Here is a 15,020-nt window from a genome sequence, read left to right on the forward strand (position 1 = left end):
TCAGTTGCACTCGCGTCACGCAAGAACATCTACCGGTCCAGGCCCCGCCGCGAGGGCGAATCCCACAGATTGATCACGACTCGATACGCGCCCTAGGGAGGGTTCCGCGGCGAAGGCGGCCTCGGCGTCGAGGCCGCCGAGCGCGGTCGCGCCGATGATGGTCGCGCCGCCGAGGGCGGCATTGGTGAGGAAGCGCCGGCGGCGCATCCCGTCGGCCCGGTTGTGCCGTACGGTCATGTCGGTCCTCCTCACTCGTAGATGTAGACCGGCAGCTTGCCCGAGCTCAGGTTGCCGATCGCCGAGAAGGCGGCCGGGGTCAGGTCGAGGACCCGGTTGGTGCGACAGGTGCCGTTGCAGCAAGTCGCCTCGCCGCACCAGTCCTTGGTGCGTGGGCCGCAGTCGGTGATCGTGATGCACACCGTCGCGCCGGAGCACTGGTGCTTGACGTTCATCACCGCACCGCAGCCGCGTCTGGGGATGTTCTCGCCACAGAGGTCGGGCCGGGTGATGTTCCAGCACGCCTGTGAGGCGTTGGGCCACGCGCCGTGGTGTGCGCTGGACTGGCAGTTGCCGCAGGCGCCGCCGCCGGCACTGGAGCATGGCCCCCAGGCATTGCCACAGCAGAACCAGCTGGTTTCACCGGCCCACAGGCTGGTTGATCCGCAAGCCATCGTGTTGCCCCTCCTAGGAAATGACAAGTGCATGACAAATGCACGCCGTCGACAGGTGCATGTCAAGCTGTCGCGGCCAGGGATGGTTGTGCGAGCGAAGCAACCCAATGATGCGCGTAGATAAGCGGGTTGCATAGATGGCCTCGTTCCGCATTGTCGAGGGCCTCGCAACCGGGGCCGGCGCTCAGCCGCCTGGTCCTGCCCGACGAGCCAGGTGGCCGGCGAACCACTCGCCGGCCAGCTCCGCCACCTTCTCGAGAGCACCGGGCTCCTCGAACAGGTGAGTGGCGCCGGGGACCACGGCCAGTCGGTTCTCGCAGCGCAGCAGTGCCTGGGCCTGGCGGTTGAGGTCCAGCACCACCTCGTCATTGCCTCCGACGATCAGCAGCGTGGGCGCGGTCACCGCCGGCAGGTGGGGCCCGGCCAGATCGGGCCTGCCGCCGCGCGAGACGACCGCCACGGCCGAGGAGTCCGGCTCCGCGGCCGCCCACAACGCGGCGGCCGCGCCGGTACTGGCGCCGAAGTAGCCGACCGCGAGGCCATGGGTCTCGGACTGCTCGAACAGCCAGCCGGTGGCATCGGCCAAGCGGCGGGCCAGCAAAGCGGTATCGAAGACGTGAGCGCGGTCCAGTTCTTCCTCCGCCGTGAGAAGGTCGAACAGCAGCGTGGCCAGGCCGACCTTGTTCAGCGAGGCCGAGATGAAGCGGTTGCGCGGGCTGTGCCGGCTGCTGCCGCTGCCGTGGGCGAACACGACGATGCCCGTGGCTCCTTCGGGGACAGACAGCTCCCCGTGGAGCCGGACCGGTCCGGCGTGCACGACGACTTCCGGATCCGCGGCCGCCATAGCCGCTCCTCCCGCGGTTTGCTGCGTCTACGCGCTGTTGCTCGATGGCCTCAACAAGATGGGCCCTTTTGCCTAGCGATGTCCGAAAGCTGCAGGACGGCAATCTGTCATCCCTGCTCTCGGCTTTCGACCGGATTTCTTGCCAACCCTGCACTTGCACTCCACGTTACTCGCGTTCCGCCGAGGCGCGGGAGCCCTCCTGGTTCGGAGCATGCGCGAAGGTCCGGTAGGTCCGCGTGCTGCCGCCGAACCGCGCGGGAGCGCGAAGAACACTCCCGCGGACACCGGCAGCGCGCACCCCTCACTGACCAGGCCCTCCATGAAGCTACGTCCCTCTCTCCCGCTCCGTATCGGCTCATCCCTTGACGACGCCCAGCGGCACCAGACGTGCGACCAGCCGGGCGAGTCCGGCGCCCTCGGTGACGGCGGCGACCGCGTCGACGTCCTTGTACGCCTCCGGCGCCTCCTCGGCGAGTCCACGCCACGAGGAAGGGCGCACGGCGATGCCCCGGGCCTCCAGCTCGCCGCGAAGCTGCTCCCCACGGACCATGCGCAGCGCGTGGTGGCGGCTCCAGACCCGGCCGGCGCCGTGGCAGGCGGAGTGGAAGGCGTCGTTACCGGGCAGGCCGACCATCACGAACGAGGCAGTGCCCATCGTCCCGGGGACCAGTACCGGCTGGCCCGCCCGGACGAGGTCCTCCGGCAGGCTCGGGTCGCCGGGCGGCAGCGCCCGCGTCGCGCCCTTGCGGTGGACGCACAGTGAACGCGCCACGCCGTCCACTTCGTGGGTCTCGAGTTTGGCCGTGTTGTGCGAGATGTCGTAGACCAGATCCAGACCGACTCCCGCAGCCGTCGTGAAGGCGTGGCGGGCGGCTTCGGACAGCAGTTGACGGTTGGCCCGGCCGTAGTTGGCCGCCGCCGCCATCGCCCCCAGGTAGGCGCGGCCCCGCGGCGAGTCGACCGGCGTACAGGCCAGCTGCCGGTCCGGGACCTGGATGCGGTGCCGGTGCAGCTCCTGGTCCATCACGCGGACGTGGTCGGTGCACACCTGGTGTCCCAGGCCGCGCGAGCCGCAGTGGATCATGACGCACACTTGGCCCACTCGCAGTCCGAAGGCCGCCGCGGTGGCCTTGTCGTAGATCTGATCGACCGCCTGGACCTCCAGGAAGTGGTTGCCCGAGCCGAGGCTTCCCACCTGGTGGAGGCCGCGCTCGACGGCGCGCTTGCTCACCTGCCCCGGGGCCGCGCCGTCCAGGACGCCGTAGTCCTCGCAGCGCCCGAGGTCGCGCGGCACACCGTGCCCGTGTTCGACCGCGTACCGAGCGCCGCCGACCAGCAGCTCGTCCATCTCCCCGACCCCCGACAGCTTCCACAGGCCGCCACGCCCCATGCCGCGCGGGATGGTGCTGTCTAGGATGTCCATCAGCCGCCGCATCTGGTTGTGGCCGAGCGACTCGCAGTCGATATCGGCGGCCAGCAGCCGTACGCCGCAGGAGATGTCGAACCCGACGCCGCCGGGCGAGATGACCCCGCCGCGGGAAATGTCGGTGGCGGCCACCCCGCCGATCGGGAAGCCGTAGCCCCAGTGGACGTCGGGCATGGCGAAGGAGGCACGGACGATGCCGGGCAGCGTCGCCACGTTCGCCACCTGCTCCATTGCCTTGTCCCCAGCCGCCTGCGGCAGCAGCGCCCGCGAGGCGAACACCACCCCGGGTACGCGCATCGGCCCCCGCTGCTCGATACGGAAGCGGTACGGGCTCGTCTCCACGAGTGCGATGTCCACGTCCCTCACCTCCAGTCGACCGTCAGCCGTCCGGTCCGATCGGCGACGGTGGTGCCGAACTCGGCGCAGGCGGTGGTGAGCCGCTCGCGGATCCACTCCCGGTCCTCGCCGCGCGCCAGGCGGGTGTGGCAGTAGTCCAGGGCCAGCGGTATCGCCTCCACCATGACGGGAACCAGGTGCGCGGCATCCGGGCCGTCCAAGGTCACCAGGAAGAGGAGCCCCAGGTCGTTGCGCAGGACCGGATCGACGGCGTAGTCGTCGACGAAGTCGCCCAGGTCGTAGAGGATCCGGTCGGCGATCCCGTGGAAGACATGGGCGGAGTGCCCGGCGACCAGCGTTGCTCCCGCCGTCAGCAGCTCCGGGGCCGCGGCCGAGACGTGGCGCGGTGGCCGGGAGGTCATGTTGGGGCCCCAGTGCGGAGTGACCAGTACGACATCCGCCGCCGCAGCGGCCCGGCTCACCGACTCCGTCAGCCAGCCGGGCACCCCGACGTGGAGATCGGCCCAGGCCACACCGGGACTGTCCGAGCCGGCCGCGTACTCCTCCGGGTGGTCCGTGACGCCCACCACCGCCAGCCGCACGCCGCCCGCCTCCAGCACCGCGAACTCCCGGGCTGCGTGTACGTCCGCCCCGGCGCCGACCGCGTGGATGCCCGCCCCGGTCAGCAGGGTGCGGGTATCGGCCATGGCGTCGAACCCGTAGTCCAGGGCGTGGTTGTTGGCGAGCGTCACACAGCTCACCCCCAGTTCGGCGAGCACCTTCGCGGCGGCGGAGGGAGCGCGGAAGAAGAAAGCCTTTCGCGGGTCACGCCAGCGCTGCCCGCGGTCGGAAACACAGCACTCCAGGTTGAGCACGAACAGGTCCGACTCCGCGAGCGCCTTCCTGACCCCCGTGGATACCAGCGTCCCCGGCACCGGCGAGCGGCGCAGCTCCTCGGCGACGCTGCGCCCCAGCATGGTGTCGCCCGCCAGTGCCAGTGTCAGCGTCATGATCCTGTCCCTTCCCCGCCCTGCACTCAGACGTCGAGGGTCACCCGGCAGGTCCAGCCGCCAGGGCCGCCGCAGAGTTGCAGGTCGTGCAGCGAAACAGCCTTCGGCACCGCACCGATCGGCACGGCGGTGCCGGCGTCGGCCATCCGGAAGCGGACCGACAGGCCCCGACCCTCCCCCGCCGACCGGATCGACCCCACCTCAACAGCGAGCGGGATCTCACCGTCGGCATCCATTCGGTAGACGACCTCCTCCAAGACGGACACCAGTAGGTCCTCGTCGGACTCCGCCGTGACCACGTATTCGCGTTCACCGACAATCGCGGCCCCGGACGTGTCGGCGAAGCCCTCCAGTACCGCGCGTACCGCCTCGCCGATGCACCCCTCGGCCGTTGGCGACCATGCCTCCACCCGCATGTCCGCGGTGTGTGACACAGCCCGGTGTCCACTCGCGCCGGGCTGCTTCCCCACAGGTTCCCGACCGTCCACGGTCGGCGCCTCTCTGTCGTCTCCGGATGCGCAGCCTGATGCCGGGTTTCCCGAGCCGCAGGCGATGCCTCCTCCAGAGTCGTCCCGTACACCGCTCCAGGGCAACCTGCACGAGGCGCGACCACCCGTCGGCGGTGCACACACCTTCCCCGCCTCGCTTACCGCAGGCAATCAACGGGTGGCGTAAAGTAGCCGTCTCGCAGTCCTCGTGAAGGAGTGCACGCATGCGACGCCGAGGGCCGCGTGGGCGGGGGCGGATGAGGAGTGCGCGGGCGACTTGTGACTCGGTGGATCGGGCACAGGCGTTTTGCGCTCCAGGTGGTGAGATCCGTACTTCCGCTATCCCTCTTCTTCGGGGGAATCCCCGCCTTCGGTCGGTACTCAGTCGGGCCGCTTCTGGTTCTCGATGTAGTCCTTGACCACCTGGAGCGGTACGCCGTCGCATGACCCTGCGAAGCAGGATGCGGACCAGAACCGGCCGTGCATGATCGCCCAGTTCACGCGGCCGGTGAACTCCTGCCGCAATCGGCGCGAGGACACACCCTTGAGGGAGTTGACCAGGTTCGACAGGGCGGCCTTCGGCGGGTAGTGCACCAGCAGATGTACGTGGTCCTTTGCGTCGTTGAACTCGATCAGGTCGGTTTGGAAGTCCTCGCAGACCTTCCGCATGATCTCTTCGCAGCGCGTCAGCATCTCGTCATTGAAGACGTCCCGCCGGTATGTGGTGACTCACCTGGAGGCCTTCCTGGCGCGGCATGCATCAGGCTGGAGGATGGCGACTTCGGAGGATTGCTGAGCCTGCTCCGGAACGTCGGTACGGCTGGTTACGAGCCGACGGAGTGCGACATCGGTTGGCTACTGAACGTGAACGAGCGATGTCGCAGCGTTCGGCAGATCCAGGACTCCTGGTCCGGTACTGCTGGGGCTGTGAGGTCTGCGCAAGGTGGGGGCTTCGCCGACGCGGAGAGGGCTGTTCGCGAGCGAGTGCGTCTGGATGCGGTGGCCCGGTTTGAGGCCGGACAGACGACCAAAGCCATCGCGATCGCGCTCAGGGTGTCGGAGCGGTCGGTGGAGCGGTGGCGATGTCAGTGGCGTGAGGGCGGTGCAGCTGATGTTGCCTCGAAAGGGTCGCCTGGCCGCTCCCGGCTGTCCGACGGCCAAATTTCCAGACTGGAACGAGAGTTGGAGCGCGGTCCACTCGCGCACAGCTGGGCTGATCACCGGTGGACGTTGGCCCGCGTGAAGACCCTGATCGGTCGGATGTTCCACGTCTCCTGCACCGCGGAGGGCACGTGGTGATGAGGTTCCCCCGAGATGCGGGGAAAGCTGACAGCAGGTCAGATGGGCCTCATGAGAGGAGACCAGACGATGCATGCCCCAAGGAAGTACCCGCTGGAATTGCGTGAGCGTGCGGTCCGGATGTACCGCGCCGCCGAGCCGAAGCCTGTCATCCGCCGCATGTCCGAGGAACTCGGGGTCCATCATGAGGCCCTGCGTAACTGGATCCGTCAGGCCGAGGCCGACGCCGGCGAGCGGGACGACCTGCTCACCACCGAGGAGAAGGGAGAGCTCGCCCAGCTGCGACGCGAGGTGTGGGAACTGCGCCGGGCGAACGAGGTCCTGCGGACGGCCTCGGCCTCTTTCGCCGCTCAGCTCGACCCGACCCGGCTCAGGTGACCACGCTCGTCGACGAGCACCCGCACCTGGGGGTTGAACCCGTACTCCGGGAACTGAACATCCCCTCCTCCACCTATTACCGCTGGCGCCGCGCTGAGAAGGAGCCGTGCGAACGACGCCGCCAGGACGCCGAACTGTCGGGCAGGATCCGTCAGGTCCACGAGGACTCCGGCGGGGTCTACGGTTCACCGCGCGTGCACGCCGTCCTCAGGCGTGAGGGCGTCCATGTCGGCAGGAAGAGAGTCGAACGGCTCATGCGGGAGGCTGGCCTGGCCGGGATCAGTCCCCGCAGGGGCAAGGGCTTCACCCGCCGGGACCCGGACGCCGATCTCGCTCCTGACCTGGTGCAACGCGACTTCACGGCACCCGCACCAAACCGGTTGTGGGTCACCGGCCTGACCATGATCCCCACCAGGGAGGGGCCGCTGTGGCTGTCGGCCATCCGGGACGCGTTCTCCCGCAGGGCCGTGGCCTGGGAGACCTCCGCCCGCGCGGACGCCGACCTGGTCCTGTCGTCGCTGGAGTATGCCCTGGCCGGCCGCGAGGTCACCCCCGGCGAGCTCGTTCACCATGCCGACCACGGGCCCGCTCGGGTCGCCTACGCCGGCATGACGAGGTCGCGGGGTGCGGCCGCCGCCGCCTCGCCGCCGAGCTGTTCCAGGCGCTATCGACCCGGCCCCGCTCGGCTGTTACAAGACAGTGACAAAGTCCGGATGAACGTCTGCCTCCGCTGTGCCGTCGTTTCTAGTGACTGCGCCAATCGACACGTAGGTGCCCTTTGGTGCGAAAGGCTGTTCTCAGCATAGAAAGGGGCAGATCTGTGATGGTCTCAAAGCGGCGCTCCCTGCGCATTGCCGTCGTCGGTGTCTTCGGCGCGGCCTCCCTCGCCCTTATGGGCACCGCGATGGCAGCAACCCCGGCCGCGCACACCGCAACCCCGGTCGTCGTCGCGCAGAAGGCCGTGCCTGCCAAGGCCGGCATCACGGCCAAGCCGTCGGTGTCCTCCGTCCGTGCCTGGCAGCTGTTTCGGGTCACGGGTCAGACCACCGGTCTCAAGGCGGGCAGCAAGGTGACCCTTCAGCAGAAGCAGCACGGCAAGTGGGTCAGCCTGCCCGCGTCTACGAGCATCTCGCGGGACGGCTCGTACTCGCTCGGCGTCAAGCTCGGGCTGAAGGGCAAGAACGACCTTCGTATCGTCAGCGGCACCACAGCCTCGCCGGTCTTCAACGTGACGGTCCGCTGAGACTCGCTGCCACCGCGGCAGAGGTGGGCTGTCGGCACCGGGGTGGTCTCACCTGCCCCGGTGCCCGCACCGAACGGAACCGTCGGCGACATCGCCGTCCCGCCTGAGTCATCGGTTCCGACCCGCGCATGTGTCCGGATGGATGCTGCGCAGGTGGCGGCAGAACTCCAGGAGTTGCGTCCGCTTCTTGACTGGTTTGATGTGGCCGTAGAGCTTGTCCTTGGCCAGGTCCAGGGCGGCGAACAGGTGCCGCACCCCGCCGTAGCGGTTGTAGGTCGCCCGCCGTCGGCGGCGTGGTTCACGGTCGGGGTCCTTGTGCTTGCCGCCGCGCTCGGCCCATTGCCGGCCCGGGTGAGGCATCAGGTTGAGTGGCCCGAACTCGTCCATGCAGAAGATGACTTCAGGCTCGCCGTCCTCGGGTATGACCTCGCCGTCGGCGATCGCGTAGAGGTGTTCGACGCGGGCCTTCTTGGCCGCGTAGTCCGGATCGCGGGAGGTTTTCCAGGTCTTCAAGCGTTGAAAGGAGACGCCTTCCTCGCGGAGCAGGATGCGCAGGCCCTCGTGGCTGACGTCGTCGACCACCCCCTCGGCAACCAGGAAGTCCGCCGGCTTGGTCAGGCTCCAGGTTGAGAACGGCAGGTCGTGCTCGGTCGGCTTCGACTTCGCGATCTTCTTGATCTCGCGCCGCTCGGGCAGCGTGAACGTCTTGGGGCGGCCACCCTTGTACTTCGGATACAGCGACGCGAAGCCGTCGGCGTTGAAGTTGTGAATCACATTCCGGACCCGGTCATCGCTGGTGAACGTCGCCTCGGCGATCTTCGCCCCGGCAAGGTCGACGATCTCCTGTCCTTCGCGGACTTCGTCGACGCATTGCTGGGCTGGGTGGGGTGGTGGAACACCGAACACCAGCCCTCCGGCCTGGAGCCGGGGCTGACCCCGATGGCGGCGTGGGAGGCGGATCCGACCCCGGTAGAGGACGTGGACGAGGAGCAACTGGCGTTCTTCGCGCTGGAGGACGACGGCAGGAACCGGTAGATCTCGACGAGCGGGATCAGGTGGCGGCGCCGGCCGGGTTGCCCGGTTCATTCACGACTACAGCAAGGCCGGTCCGCTGACGTTCACCAATGTCGCCGACGGCAATCGGTCTCCAGGCTCGCCGTACCAGACGAGCTCCGGTGGCATCCGAATGGATTCGGGCGGGCGGGCGGGCCGGGGGACAAGGGGCCCCGGAGTGCCGGGGTGTGGACGAGCTTCCCTTGCCCCCCTCAAGTGTCAACTCAGCGTGCTGATACCGCTGTCGGCTTCGGAAGCGTGCAGCCCGTGGCCGACAGGTTGAGCTTGTTGCCCGTCGTGAAGCAGGCGGGGATGCCGTAGGTCTCCTGGGCGTATCCGATCCCCTTGCGGATGGTGACGGTCCCCTGCTCGTTTACCTCGCAGGGGTTGTCGAGGGTGCAGCTTTCACCGCTCTCGTTGGTGGTGTTGTTGATCGCCGTGACCTGCCCGGTCGTCGTGTCGATGACCGGGGAGCCCGAGGTGCCCCCGATGACCTGGCACTCCGGGGTGTAGCGGACGGCGTCCTTCCATGTCCACTGGCCCTCCTTCAGGCGGTACGCGAATCCGTCGACGGAGCAGGAGTAGACCCGCTTCCAGTAGCCGGAGACCACGTCGATCGCGTGCCCCTGCACCGGGTGGGTCGCGGACAGCGTCAGCGGCGCGATTCCCGTGGACTGCTGTATCTGGGCGTAGGTCTTGGTCAGTTGGTAGAGCGTGACGTCCGTGTCGGTCATCGTCGCGTAGACGACTTTGTTCGCCTTGAGTGTTCCGGCGGTGCCGGCCGAGGCGTTGAGCAGCGTGAAGCTACGGGTGGAGGACTGGTTGGTGATGACTTGACCCGCGCTCGGGAAGCCAGTTTCGAGGCAGTGGCCGTTCGTCATGACCAGCCCCGGGTCCGTCGCCTGCGAGTTCGGCATGCGGACCAGGGAGCCTGAGCAGTTGCTGAGCGCCACGGTGCCGGCGAAGGAGGCGGCTGTCACCGGGGCGGGCGTACTGTCAGGGTGCACGGCGGCCGTCGCGGCAGTGGGGGTCGCCCCGCTCGCGCGGTCGGGTGCTGCGGCTGCCGTGCCCGTGGTGCCTACCAAGGCGGCGGCACCGAGGGCCACGGCGGTGAGGGTGGCGAGGAGAGGGTTGCGCATAGTGATGGTCGGTCCTCTCGGTTCGGCCCGGGAGCCCGGTGGCCCCCGGGCGGCGAAGGGTGACCGCATTGTCGGCGTACAGCCAAGTTCCCCGCTACCCCACCGCTCCGTCCTGGCTCTTTCCGCTCCCTTGACGGCCACCGCACCCGGACTGTCTTCCTTGGCCATGGGCACACAAGGGCCGACCGTCCCGGCGCCTTGAGCTCGTCATACGGTCATGTCGAGGTGCGCTGGTGAGGTGTGACCGGTGTGACGATTCCGCCGTTCGTGGGGTGTGGGGAACCAGCCGTGGATCGTGGACGACGCGTTGTGGGAGCTGATCGAGCCTCTGCTGCGGCCCTGGCCCGAGAGGGTGTCTGGCCCGAAGCCGGTGCTCGATCGGCTGTGTCCGCAGGGCATCCTGTGCGTGCTCTCCAACGACATCAACTGGCAACTGCTGCCGCTGGAGCAGGGGTTCCGCTCCGGCTCGCTGTCGGCCTGCTTCTCGCACGGGTCACACAGGGCCGGGTGCCACCGCGGTCCCGGCTTCGGGTACGCCTTGGCCGCCTTCCACCGGTCGTCGGTGAACTTCGTCCCGCAGGAGGCGCAGGAGGCGCAGGCGGGGCGGCGGGCTTCGCGCTCGGCCGCCTTCTGCTCTGCCGCGCGCCGCACCTGAGCCTTGTATTCCTCATGACGGGCGTTCTCAGCCCCCCACTCGCGGGCGTCGGCCTCTTCCCGGCGCGGGTTCCCGATCGCTTCCAGAAGGGGCTGCATGTGGTCGCGGCCGAAGCGCCAGAACACGGGGCCGGCCGGGCCGTGCTCGCGTAGATCTGGCCCGGTCCTGGAGAAGATCCGCATCCCCAGGACCGGTCCGGGCAGGCCGCGCAAGAAGCCCGACAGCGTGGCGGCCGACAAGGCTTACAGCAACGGACCCTGCCGTGAGTACCTGCGACGACGGGGCATTCGCCACACGATCCCGGAGAAGACCGACAGCCAGGCCGCCCGCCTGAGGAAGGGCTCGCACGGCGGACGACCACCCGGCTTCGACGAGGACCGCTACAAGAAGCGCAACACCGTCGAACGGGCGATCAACCTCCTGAAGCAGTCCCGGGCAGTCGGTGAGGTCGACTCGGGGCGCCCTGCTGGTGTTTCCACCAGTGGGTTTCCCCGAGCCGCCTCCCGAACCCGGCGTGCCCGTCTCCGGGCACCGGGCTCTCCACAAATCCCGTTTCGGGGTGTTCAGTTCCTCATGCTGTAGTGGGCCACGGGGTCGGGATGAGTTTTCCCCGGTATCGGTATCTGGTCGTGCTTACCTTCGCCGGGTTAAACAGTTCCGCTTCCTCCGTGGTAGGCCACCAGCCACCGCCGTAATAGCGTCGACGGAGCTGCTTCCAAGTGATCCCGGGATGCTTGCGTCGGATCCATCGTGTCACTCTCATCCATGTGTAGTGGCTGAGGTAACAGAAAGCGACGTTCGACACTCCGGGACGGAAGTACGTGCACCATCCCCGCAACACCGAGTTCAGTCGGTGGAGCAAGGACTCCAGAGACAAGCCGACGTTCTGCCGTCCGGTCAGTTCCTTCACCTTGCCCGTCGCGGAACGCACTGATTTCCGTGCCGGATAGGTGTAGATGTACTGCCGGTCAGTGCCCAGTTTCCGGTGACGCTGGATGCGCCATCCGAGAAAATCAAGGCCCTCGTCAATGTGCGTGATCTTTGTCTTCTCCACCGACAGGCGAAGGCCCATCGGCTTCAACGCCTCCGCGACCTCGTCGCGTAATTCCTCGGCGTGCTCACAGCGACCGAAGACAAGCACGAGGAAGTCATCCGCATACCGGACCAGCCGGTAGTTGGGCAATCCCCGGCGCCGTCTCCTGCGCCGATCCCCGGAGGTGCTATCTGGTCCTCCGGGGGCCTGGGCGATGTGCTCGTCCAGGACCGAGAGCGCGATGTTGGCCAGCAGCGGCGACAGGATTCCGCCCTGCGGGGTCCCAGTGCGTGTGTCCGTGAAGGCTCCGTCCCGGGACAGGATCCCAGACTTCAAGAACGCCTTCACCAAGGACAGCACCCGCTTGTCCCCGATTCGATTCCTCACCCGTTCCATAAGAGCCGGGTGCGAGATCTCGTCGAAGCACGCCGTGATGTCGCCCTCCACCACCCACTCATATCCGTGGCTGGCGAGATAGCGAGTCTCAGCGATCGCGTCATGAGCCCGGCGGTTCGGGCGGAACCCGTAGGAACACGGGAGGAACTCCGCTTCGAACACCGGCTCCAGCACCAGTTTCAAGGACGCCTGGACCACCCGGTCCGCCACGGTCGGAATGCCAAGACGACGAAGCTTGCCGTTCGCCTTGGGAATCATCCGCTCACGGACGGGAACCGGTCGGAAGCTGCGGTCTCTAATCTGAGTCCGCAGCCTGCCGAGAAACATCTCGACTCCCTGCCCAGCCTCGATGGAGCGTGCGGTCTTCCCGTCCACTCCGGCCGTGCGGGCACCCTTGTTTCCCCGGACACGGTCCCACGCCACCAACAGGAAGGAGGGATCGGCCACGAGGTTGAACAGATCGTCGAACCTGCGATGAGAATCATCAGCAGCCCAACGGTGCAGCTTGGTCTGGATCTCCAGTACCCGGCGTTCGGCCTTCATCAAGGCCCATTCCAGCTCGTCGGTATTCACCGGCGACAACCTCCTGGCATTCCAGTGTCCTTACTGCTGACTTGCTGGCCCCCTTCCCCATGTGGCCGGCTCTCCCGGCCTCGGAGTACTACGGAGCCTCCGTCCTGCCCGACGGCCATCAGCCGGCGATGGGCCTGCCCGCCACCGGACTGGAGGTCCGGACTGGGGCGACCGCGGGCAGTTCCCACGTTCACCACGGAACCGATCGACGGGTGAGGTGCCCAGCTCTACCCCGGCAGCATCGCCACGCTTACGCCGCAGGCTTTCGGCGTGGCCTCCCCACCGGTAGGTAGATCCGGCTTCGGAGTCGGCCGCCGACCATCGGCGGCCGTGCACTGCATCCGGCCCGCATCCGCCAGGTTGGAGCCGGTGTCGTAATTACGGGGCGTCAAGCACTGATTCCTCGCGTGCACCTTCCCGTCTCACTAGCCGGACCCGGACCGTCTGGCAGTGCCAGCCCGTCCCGACGTTGTCGGGGCTGCTTACCGCCCGACTCGGCATCCCCCGAGCCGAACTGCCCCCAGCTTCAACCGGATTGCTGCGACAACCCGGCGGTGAAGGTCTCTCACCTCACTCGATTCCATGGCGCCTCGTGGCGCACCCACCCGCTACGACAAGCGCGGGTACGTCTTCCTCGGCACCGCCACAGCAGCAGCCCTGGTCATCTGGCTGCGAACTTGATCGCCCGGACATGTCCTAGTTGTTGCGGGGCGGGACGTTCGTGACGCTCCGCAACAACTAGGCAGCGTCGCGCGTTGCGCACGCGCCGTTCGGTGCGCTTGGCACCTACCAGCATGGAGCGGTCCGAATCGCGTGGGCGGCGGTCCGTAGAAGGCGACAACTCTCAGAATGACTCGCCGTAGCAGGTGGCGATCGCGGCGGCGCGGTTGCGTAGGGAGGTGCGCAACGACTGCGGGGCCAGGGCTTCCGCGTCCGTGCTGAGCTGCCACAGCGCCCATTCGGCGTGCCGTGAATCTTGGAAGGTCACATCCAGCCGCAGCCAGCCGTCTGCGTCGGGGTCTTCTGCGCGGACGGCCAGCGCGGTGTCCAGCAGGTCCTCCCGCCGCGCCGGGTTCACCCGTACCCGCACGGTGATGTGGTCGCCGCCGGAGAGAAACTGCGCGGAGCGTTCCCGCCAGATCCGGTCCAGATCGACCCGGTTTGGTCGCTGTGCCGTTTCGGGGAGTTCCTCGGCGGCCAACACCCGCGACAGCCGATAGGTGCGGTCCGCGCCAGATCTCGTGGCCAGCAAGTAGCCCCGGTCGCGTACGGTGACCAGGCCGATCGGGTCCACCGTGCGCCACTGTGGTGTCTGGCCTGTGGCCGTGTAGTGGATGCGCAGCTTGTGTCCGGCGAGCACCGCGCGCCGGACCTCGATCATTGTGGTGCCGGGTACCTCCTCAGTGACCAGCCGACGTGAGAGCAGGTCGGTCTCCGGGTCGACGAGAAAACGCTGGGCCGCGTCGCTCGCGGTGGCCCGGTGGCTTTCGGGCAGCGCGTCGACAACCTTCCGCATGGCCGAAGCGAGCGCCGAGCCGAGGCCGAATACCTGCTCGCCGCGCCCCGATCCGGCGGTCAGCAAGGCAAGGGCCTCGTCGTGGTTCAGACCGGTGAGCTCGGTCCGGAAACCGGGCGACAACGCGAAACCGCCGTGCCGGCCGCGTTCGGCGTAGACCGGGACGCCGGCCGCGGACAGCGCCTCGATGTCGCGCAGCACGGTGCGGGTGGATACCTCCAGCTCGCGGGCCAGCGTGTCCGCAGTCAGCCGACCGCGCTGACGCAGCAGCAGCACCAGCGAGACCAACCGGTCGGCGCGCATGCGAGAACTTTATCGGAATACATGACTAAGGACGTCGTGATTTGCTGCGAGATTCGTTGACGCGACGTCGAGGCTGGCGGCTACCGAGCCGATGGACGTACGTACTCCCAATGAATCGAATGGAGCTGACGTGGCAATGGAACGAACGGCGGTCAACCCGGTGACGTGGTCGGTGGAGATGGGATTTAACCAGGGTGAGGTCGTCTCCGGGCACACCCGGACCCTGTACATCTCGGGGCAGACCGCGATGAGCGGCGACGGCAAGCCCCAGCATGACGGTGACATGGCGGCGCAGTTGGCGCTGAGCATCGATAACCTGGAGGCCGTGCTTGGCGAGGCTGGCATGTCTCTCGCGAACCTCGTCCGGCTCAACGTCTACACGACCGACGTCGATCTGCTTTTCCAGCACTACGGAGTGCTGGCGGCGCGGTTGGGCGCTGCCGGGGTGGCGCCGACCACCACGATGCTCGGGGTGACGCGGCTGGCGATCCCCGGCCAGATGGTCGAGCTTGAGGGGACCGCCGTCGCGTGATGCGACCTCGCCACCTCCGCTACTCGTGCCGGTTGAACCGGCACGAGTAGCAGGCAGGTGGGTGATTTCCGGTGCTCAGAATGGTGACGTACATCGCCCCCGCACCCGACCCGGTCGCGGCCGAC

The 15,020-nt window shown here is 67.9% G+C and carries 14 protein-coding genes and 5 pseudogenes; 8 read left to right on the top strand and 11 right to left on the bottom strand.

Translation table 11 applies throughout. The features are described 5' to 3' along the window. Positions 1 to 15: 15 nt before the first annotated feature. From ACZ7IB_RS42110 to tnpA, 7 genes and pseudogenes are all read right to left on the bottom strand, one after another. On the bottom strand, positions 16 to 237 hold the full coding sequence (locus ACZ7IB_RS42110; protein ID WP_470920101.1) for a hypothetical protein: 222 nt from the start codon (positions 235 to 237) through the stop codon (positions 16 to 18). 11 nt (positions 238 to 248) lie between these two features. Beyond that, on the bottom strand, positions 249 to 671 hold the full coding sequence (locus ACZ7IB_RS42115) for an RlpA-like double-psi beta-barrel domain-containing protein (RefSeq protein ID WP_030926101.1): 423 nt from the start codon (positions 669 to 671) through the stop codon (positions 249 to 251). A gap of 184 nt (positions 672 to 855) precedes the next feature. Next, positions 856 to 1,518: pseudogene (locus ACZ7IB_RS42120) on the bottom strand (dienelactone hydrolase family protein); the annotation flags it as partial. 352 nt (positions 1,519 to 1,870) lie between these two features. Then, positions 1,871 to 3,298: an RtcB family protein gene (locus ACZ7IB_RS42125; protein ID WP_470920103.1), complete on the bottom strand. Its 1,428-nt coding sequence runs from the start codon at positions 3,296 to 3,298 to the stop codon at positions 1,871 to 1,873. Between the two features lie 5 nt (positions 3,299 to 3,303). Then, complete coding sequence (locus ACZ7IB_RS42130) at positions 3,304 to 4,287, bottom strand: CapA family protein (protein ID WP_470920105.1); 984 nt, start codon at positions 4,285 to 4,287, stop codon at positions 3,304 to 3,306. A gap of 26 nt (positions 4,288 to 4,313) precedes the next feature. Beyond that, positions 4,314 to 4,721 carry an archease gene (locus tag ACZ7IB_RS42135; protein WP_470920106.1) on the bottom strand — a complete coding sequence of 136 codons (408 nt, stop codon included), beginning with the start codon at positions 4,719 to 4,721 and terminating at the stop codon, positions 4,314 to 4,316. A gap of 435 nt (positions 4,722 to 5,156) precedes the next feature. Next, a pseudogene (gene tnpA, locus ACZ7IB_RS42140) lies at positions 5,157 to 5,504 on the bottom strand (IS200/IS605 family transposase); the annotation flags it as partial. A gap of 198 nt (positions 5,505 to 5,702) precedes the next feature. Between tnpA and ACZ7IB_RS42145 the strand changes: the two are divergent. The 4 genes and pseudogenes from ACZ7IB_RS42145 to ACZ7IB_RS42160 all read left to right on the top strand — a co-directional run. Further along, positions 5,703 to 6,071: pseudogene (locus ACZ7IB_RS42145) on the top strand (helix-turn-helix domain-containing protein); the annotation flags it as partial. A 72-nt stretch (positions 6,072 to 6,143) separates the two neighbouring features. Further along, a complete protein-coding gene (locus tag ACZ7IB_RS42150) occupies positions 6,144 to 6,452 on the top strand; it encodes a transposase (protein ID WP_470920108.1) in 309 nt (102 codons plus the stop codon). Then, the gene (locus ACZ7IB_RS42155) at positions 6,449 to 7,258 is read left to right on the top strand and encodes an IS3 family transposase (protein ID WP_470920110.1); all 810 of its coding nucleotides are present in this window, start codon (positions 6,449 to 6,451) and stop codon (positions 7,256 to 7,258) included. Before ACZ7IB_RS42150 ends, ACZ7IB_RS42155 begins: the two co-directional genes overlap by 4 nt. Before the next feature lie 17 nt (positions 7,259 to 7,275). Beyond that, a complete protein-coding gene (locus ACZ7IB_RS42160) occupies positions 7,276 to 7,695 on the top strand; it encodes a hypothetical protein (RefSeq protein WP_470920159.1) in 420 nt (139 codons plus the stop codon). 135 nt (positions 7,696 to 7,830) lie between these two features. On the opposite strand, the pseudogene ACZ7IB_RS42165 reads toward ACZ7IB_RS42160, so the two are convergent. Further along, positions 7,831 to 8,517 (bottom strand): annotated as a pseudogene (locus tag ACZ7IB_RS42165) (helix-turn-helix domain-containing protein); the annotation flags it as partial. Here ACZ7IB_RS42165 and ACZ7IB_RS42170 point away from each other — a divergent pair. Further along, entirely contained in the window at positions 8,461 to 8,730 is a 270-nt protein-coding gene (locus tag ACZ7IB_RS42170; protein WP_470920161.1) for a hypothetical protein, read from the top strand. The pseudogene ACZ7IB_RS42165 and the gene ACZ7IB_RS42170 overlap by 57 nt on opposite strands. A gap of 242 nt (positions 8,731 to 8,972) precedes the next feature. On the opposite strand, the gene ACZ7IB_RS42175 is transcribed toward ACZ7IB_RS42170, so the two are convergent. Then, positions 8,973 to 9,887 carry a S1 family peptidase gene (locus ACZ7IB_RS42175; protein ID WP_470920112.1) on the bottom strand — a complete coding sequence of 305 codons (915 nt, stop codon included), beginning with the start codon at positions 9,885 to 9,887 and terminating at the stop codon, positions 8,973 to 8,975. Between the two features lie 295 nt (positions 9,888 to 10,182). On the opposite strand from ACZ7IB_RS42175, the gene ACZ7IB_RS42180 reads away from it, so the two are divergent. Together ACZ7IB_RS42180 and ACZ7IB_RS42185 are read left to right on the top strand one after the other, a co-directional pair. Continuing rightward, positions 10,183 to 10,542, top strand: coding sequence for a transposase (locus ACZ7IB_RS42180; RefSeq protein WP_470920114.1), 360 nt, complete (start codon positions 10,183 to 10,185; stop codon positions 10,540 to 10,542). 159 nt (positions 10,543 to 10,701) lie between these two features. Continuing rightward, a pseudogene (locus tag ACZ7IB_RS42185) lies at positions 10,702 to 10,983 on the top strand (transposase); the annotation flags it as partial. Between the two features lie 130 nt (positions 10,984 to 11,113). Here the strand turns inward: ACZ7IB_RS42185 and ltrA are convergent. Together ltrA and ACZ7IB_RS42195 are read right to left on the bottom strand one after the other, a co-directional pair. After that, entirely contained in the window at positions 11,114 to 12,544 is a 1,431-nt protein-coding gene (gene ltrA, locus ACZ7IB_RS42190) for a group II intron reverse transcriptase/maturase (protein ID WP_470920116.1), read from the bottom strand. Positions 12,545 to 13,388: 844 nt separating this feature from the next. Continuing rightward, the gene (locus tag ACZ7IB_RS42195) at positions 13,389 to 14,363 is read right to left on the bottom strand and encodes a helix-turn-helix transcriptional regulator (RefSeq protein ID WP_470920118.1); all 975 of its coding nucleotides are present in this window, start codon (positions 14,361 to 14,363) and stop codon (positions 13,389 to 13,391) included. A gap of 136 nt (positions 14,364 to 14,499) precedes the next feature. On the opposite strand from ACZ7IB_RS42195, the gene ACZ7IB_RS42200 reads away from it, so the two are divergent. Then, positions 14,500 to 14,895: a RidA family protein gene (locus ACZ7IB_RS42200; protein WP_175255905.1), complete on the top strand. Its 396-nt coding sequence runs from the start codon at positions 14,500 to 14,502 to the stop codon at positions 14,893 to 14,895. Positions 14,896 to 15,020: the final 125 nt, after the last annotated feature.

The organism is Streptomyces sp. NPDC037301 (genome assembly GCF_055602785.1).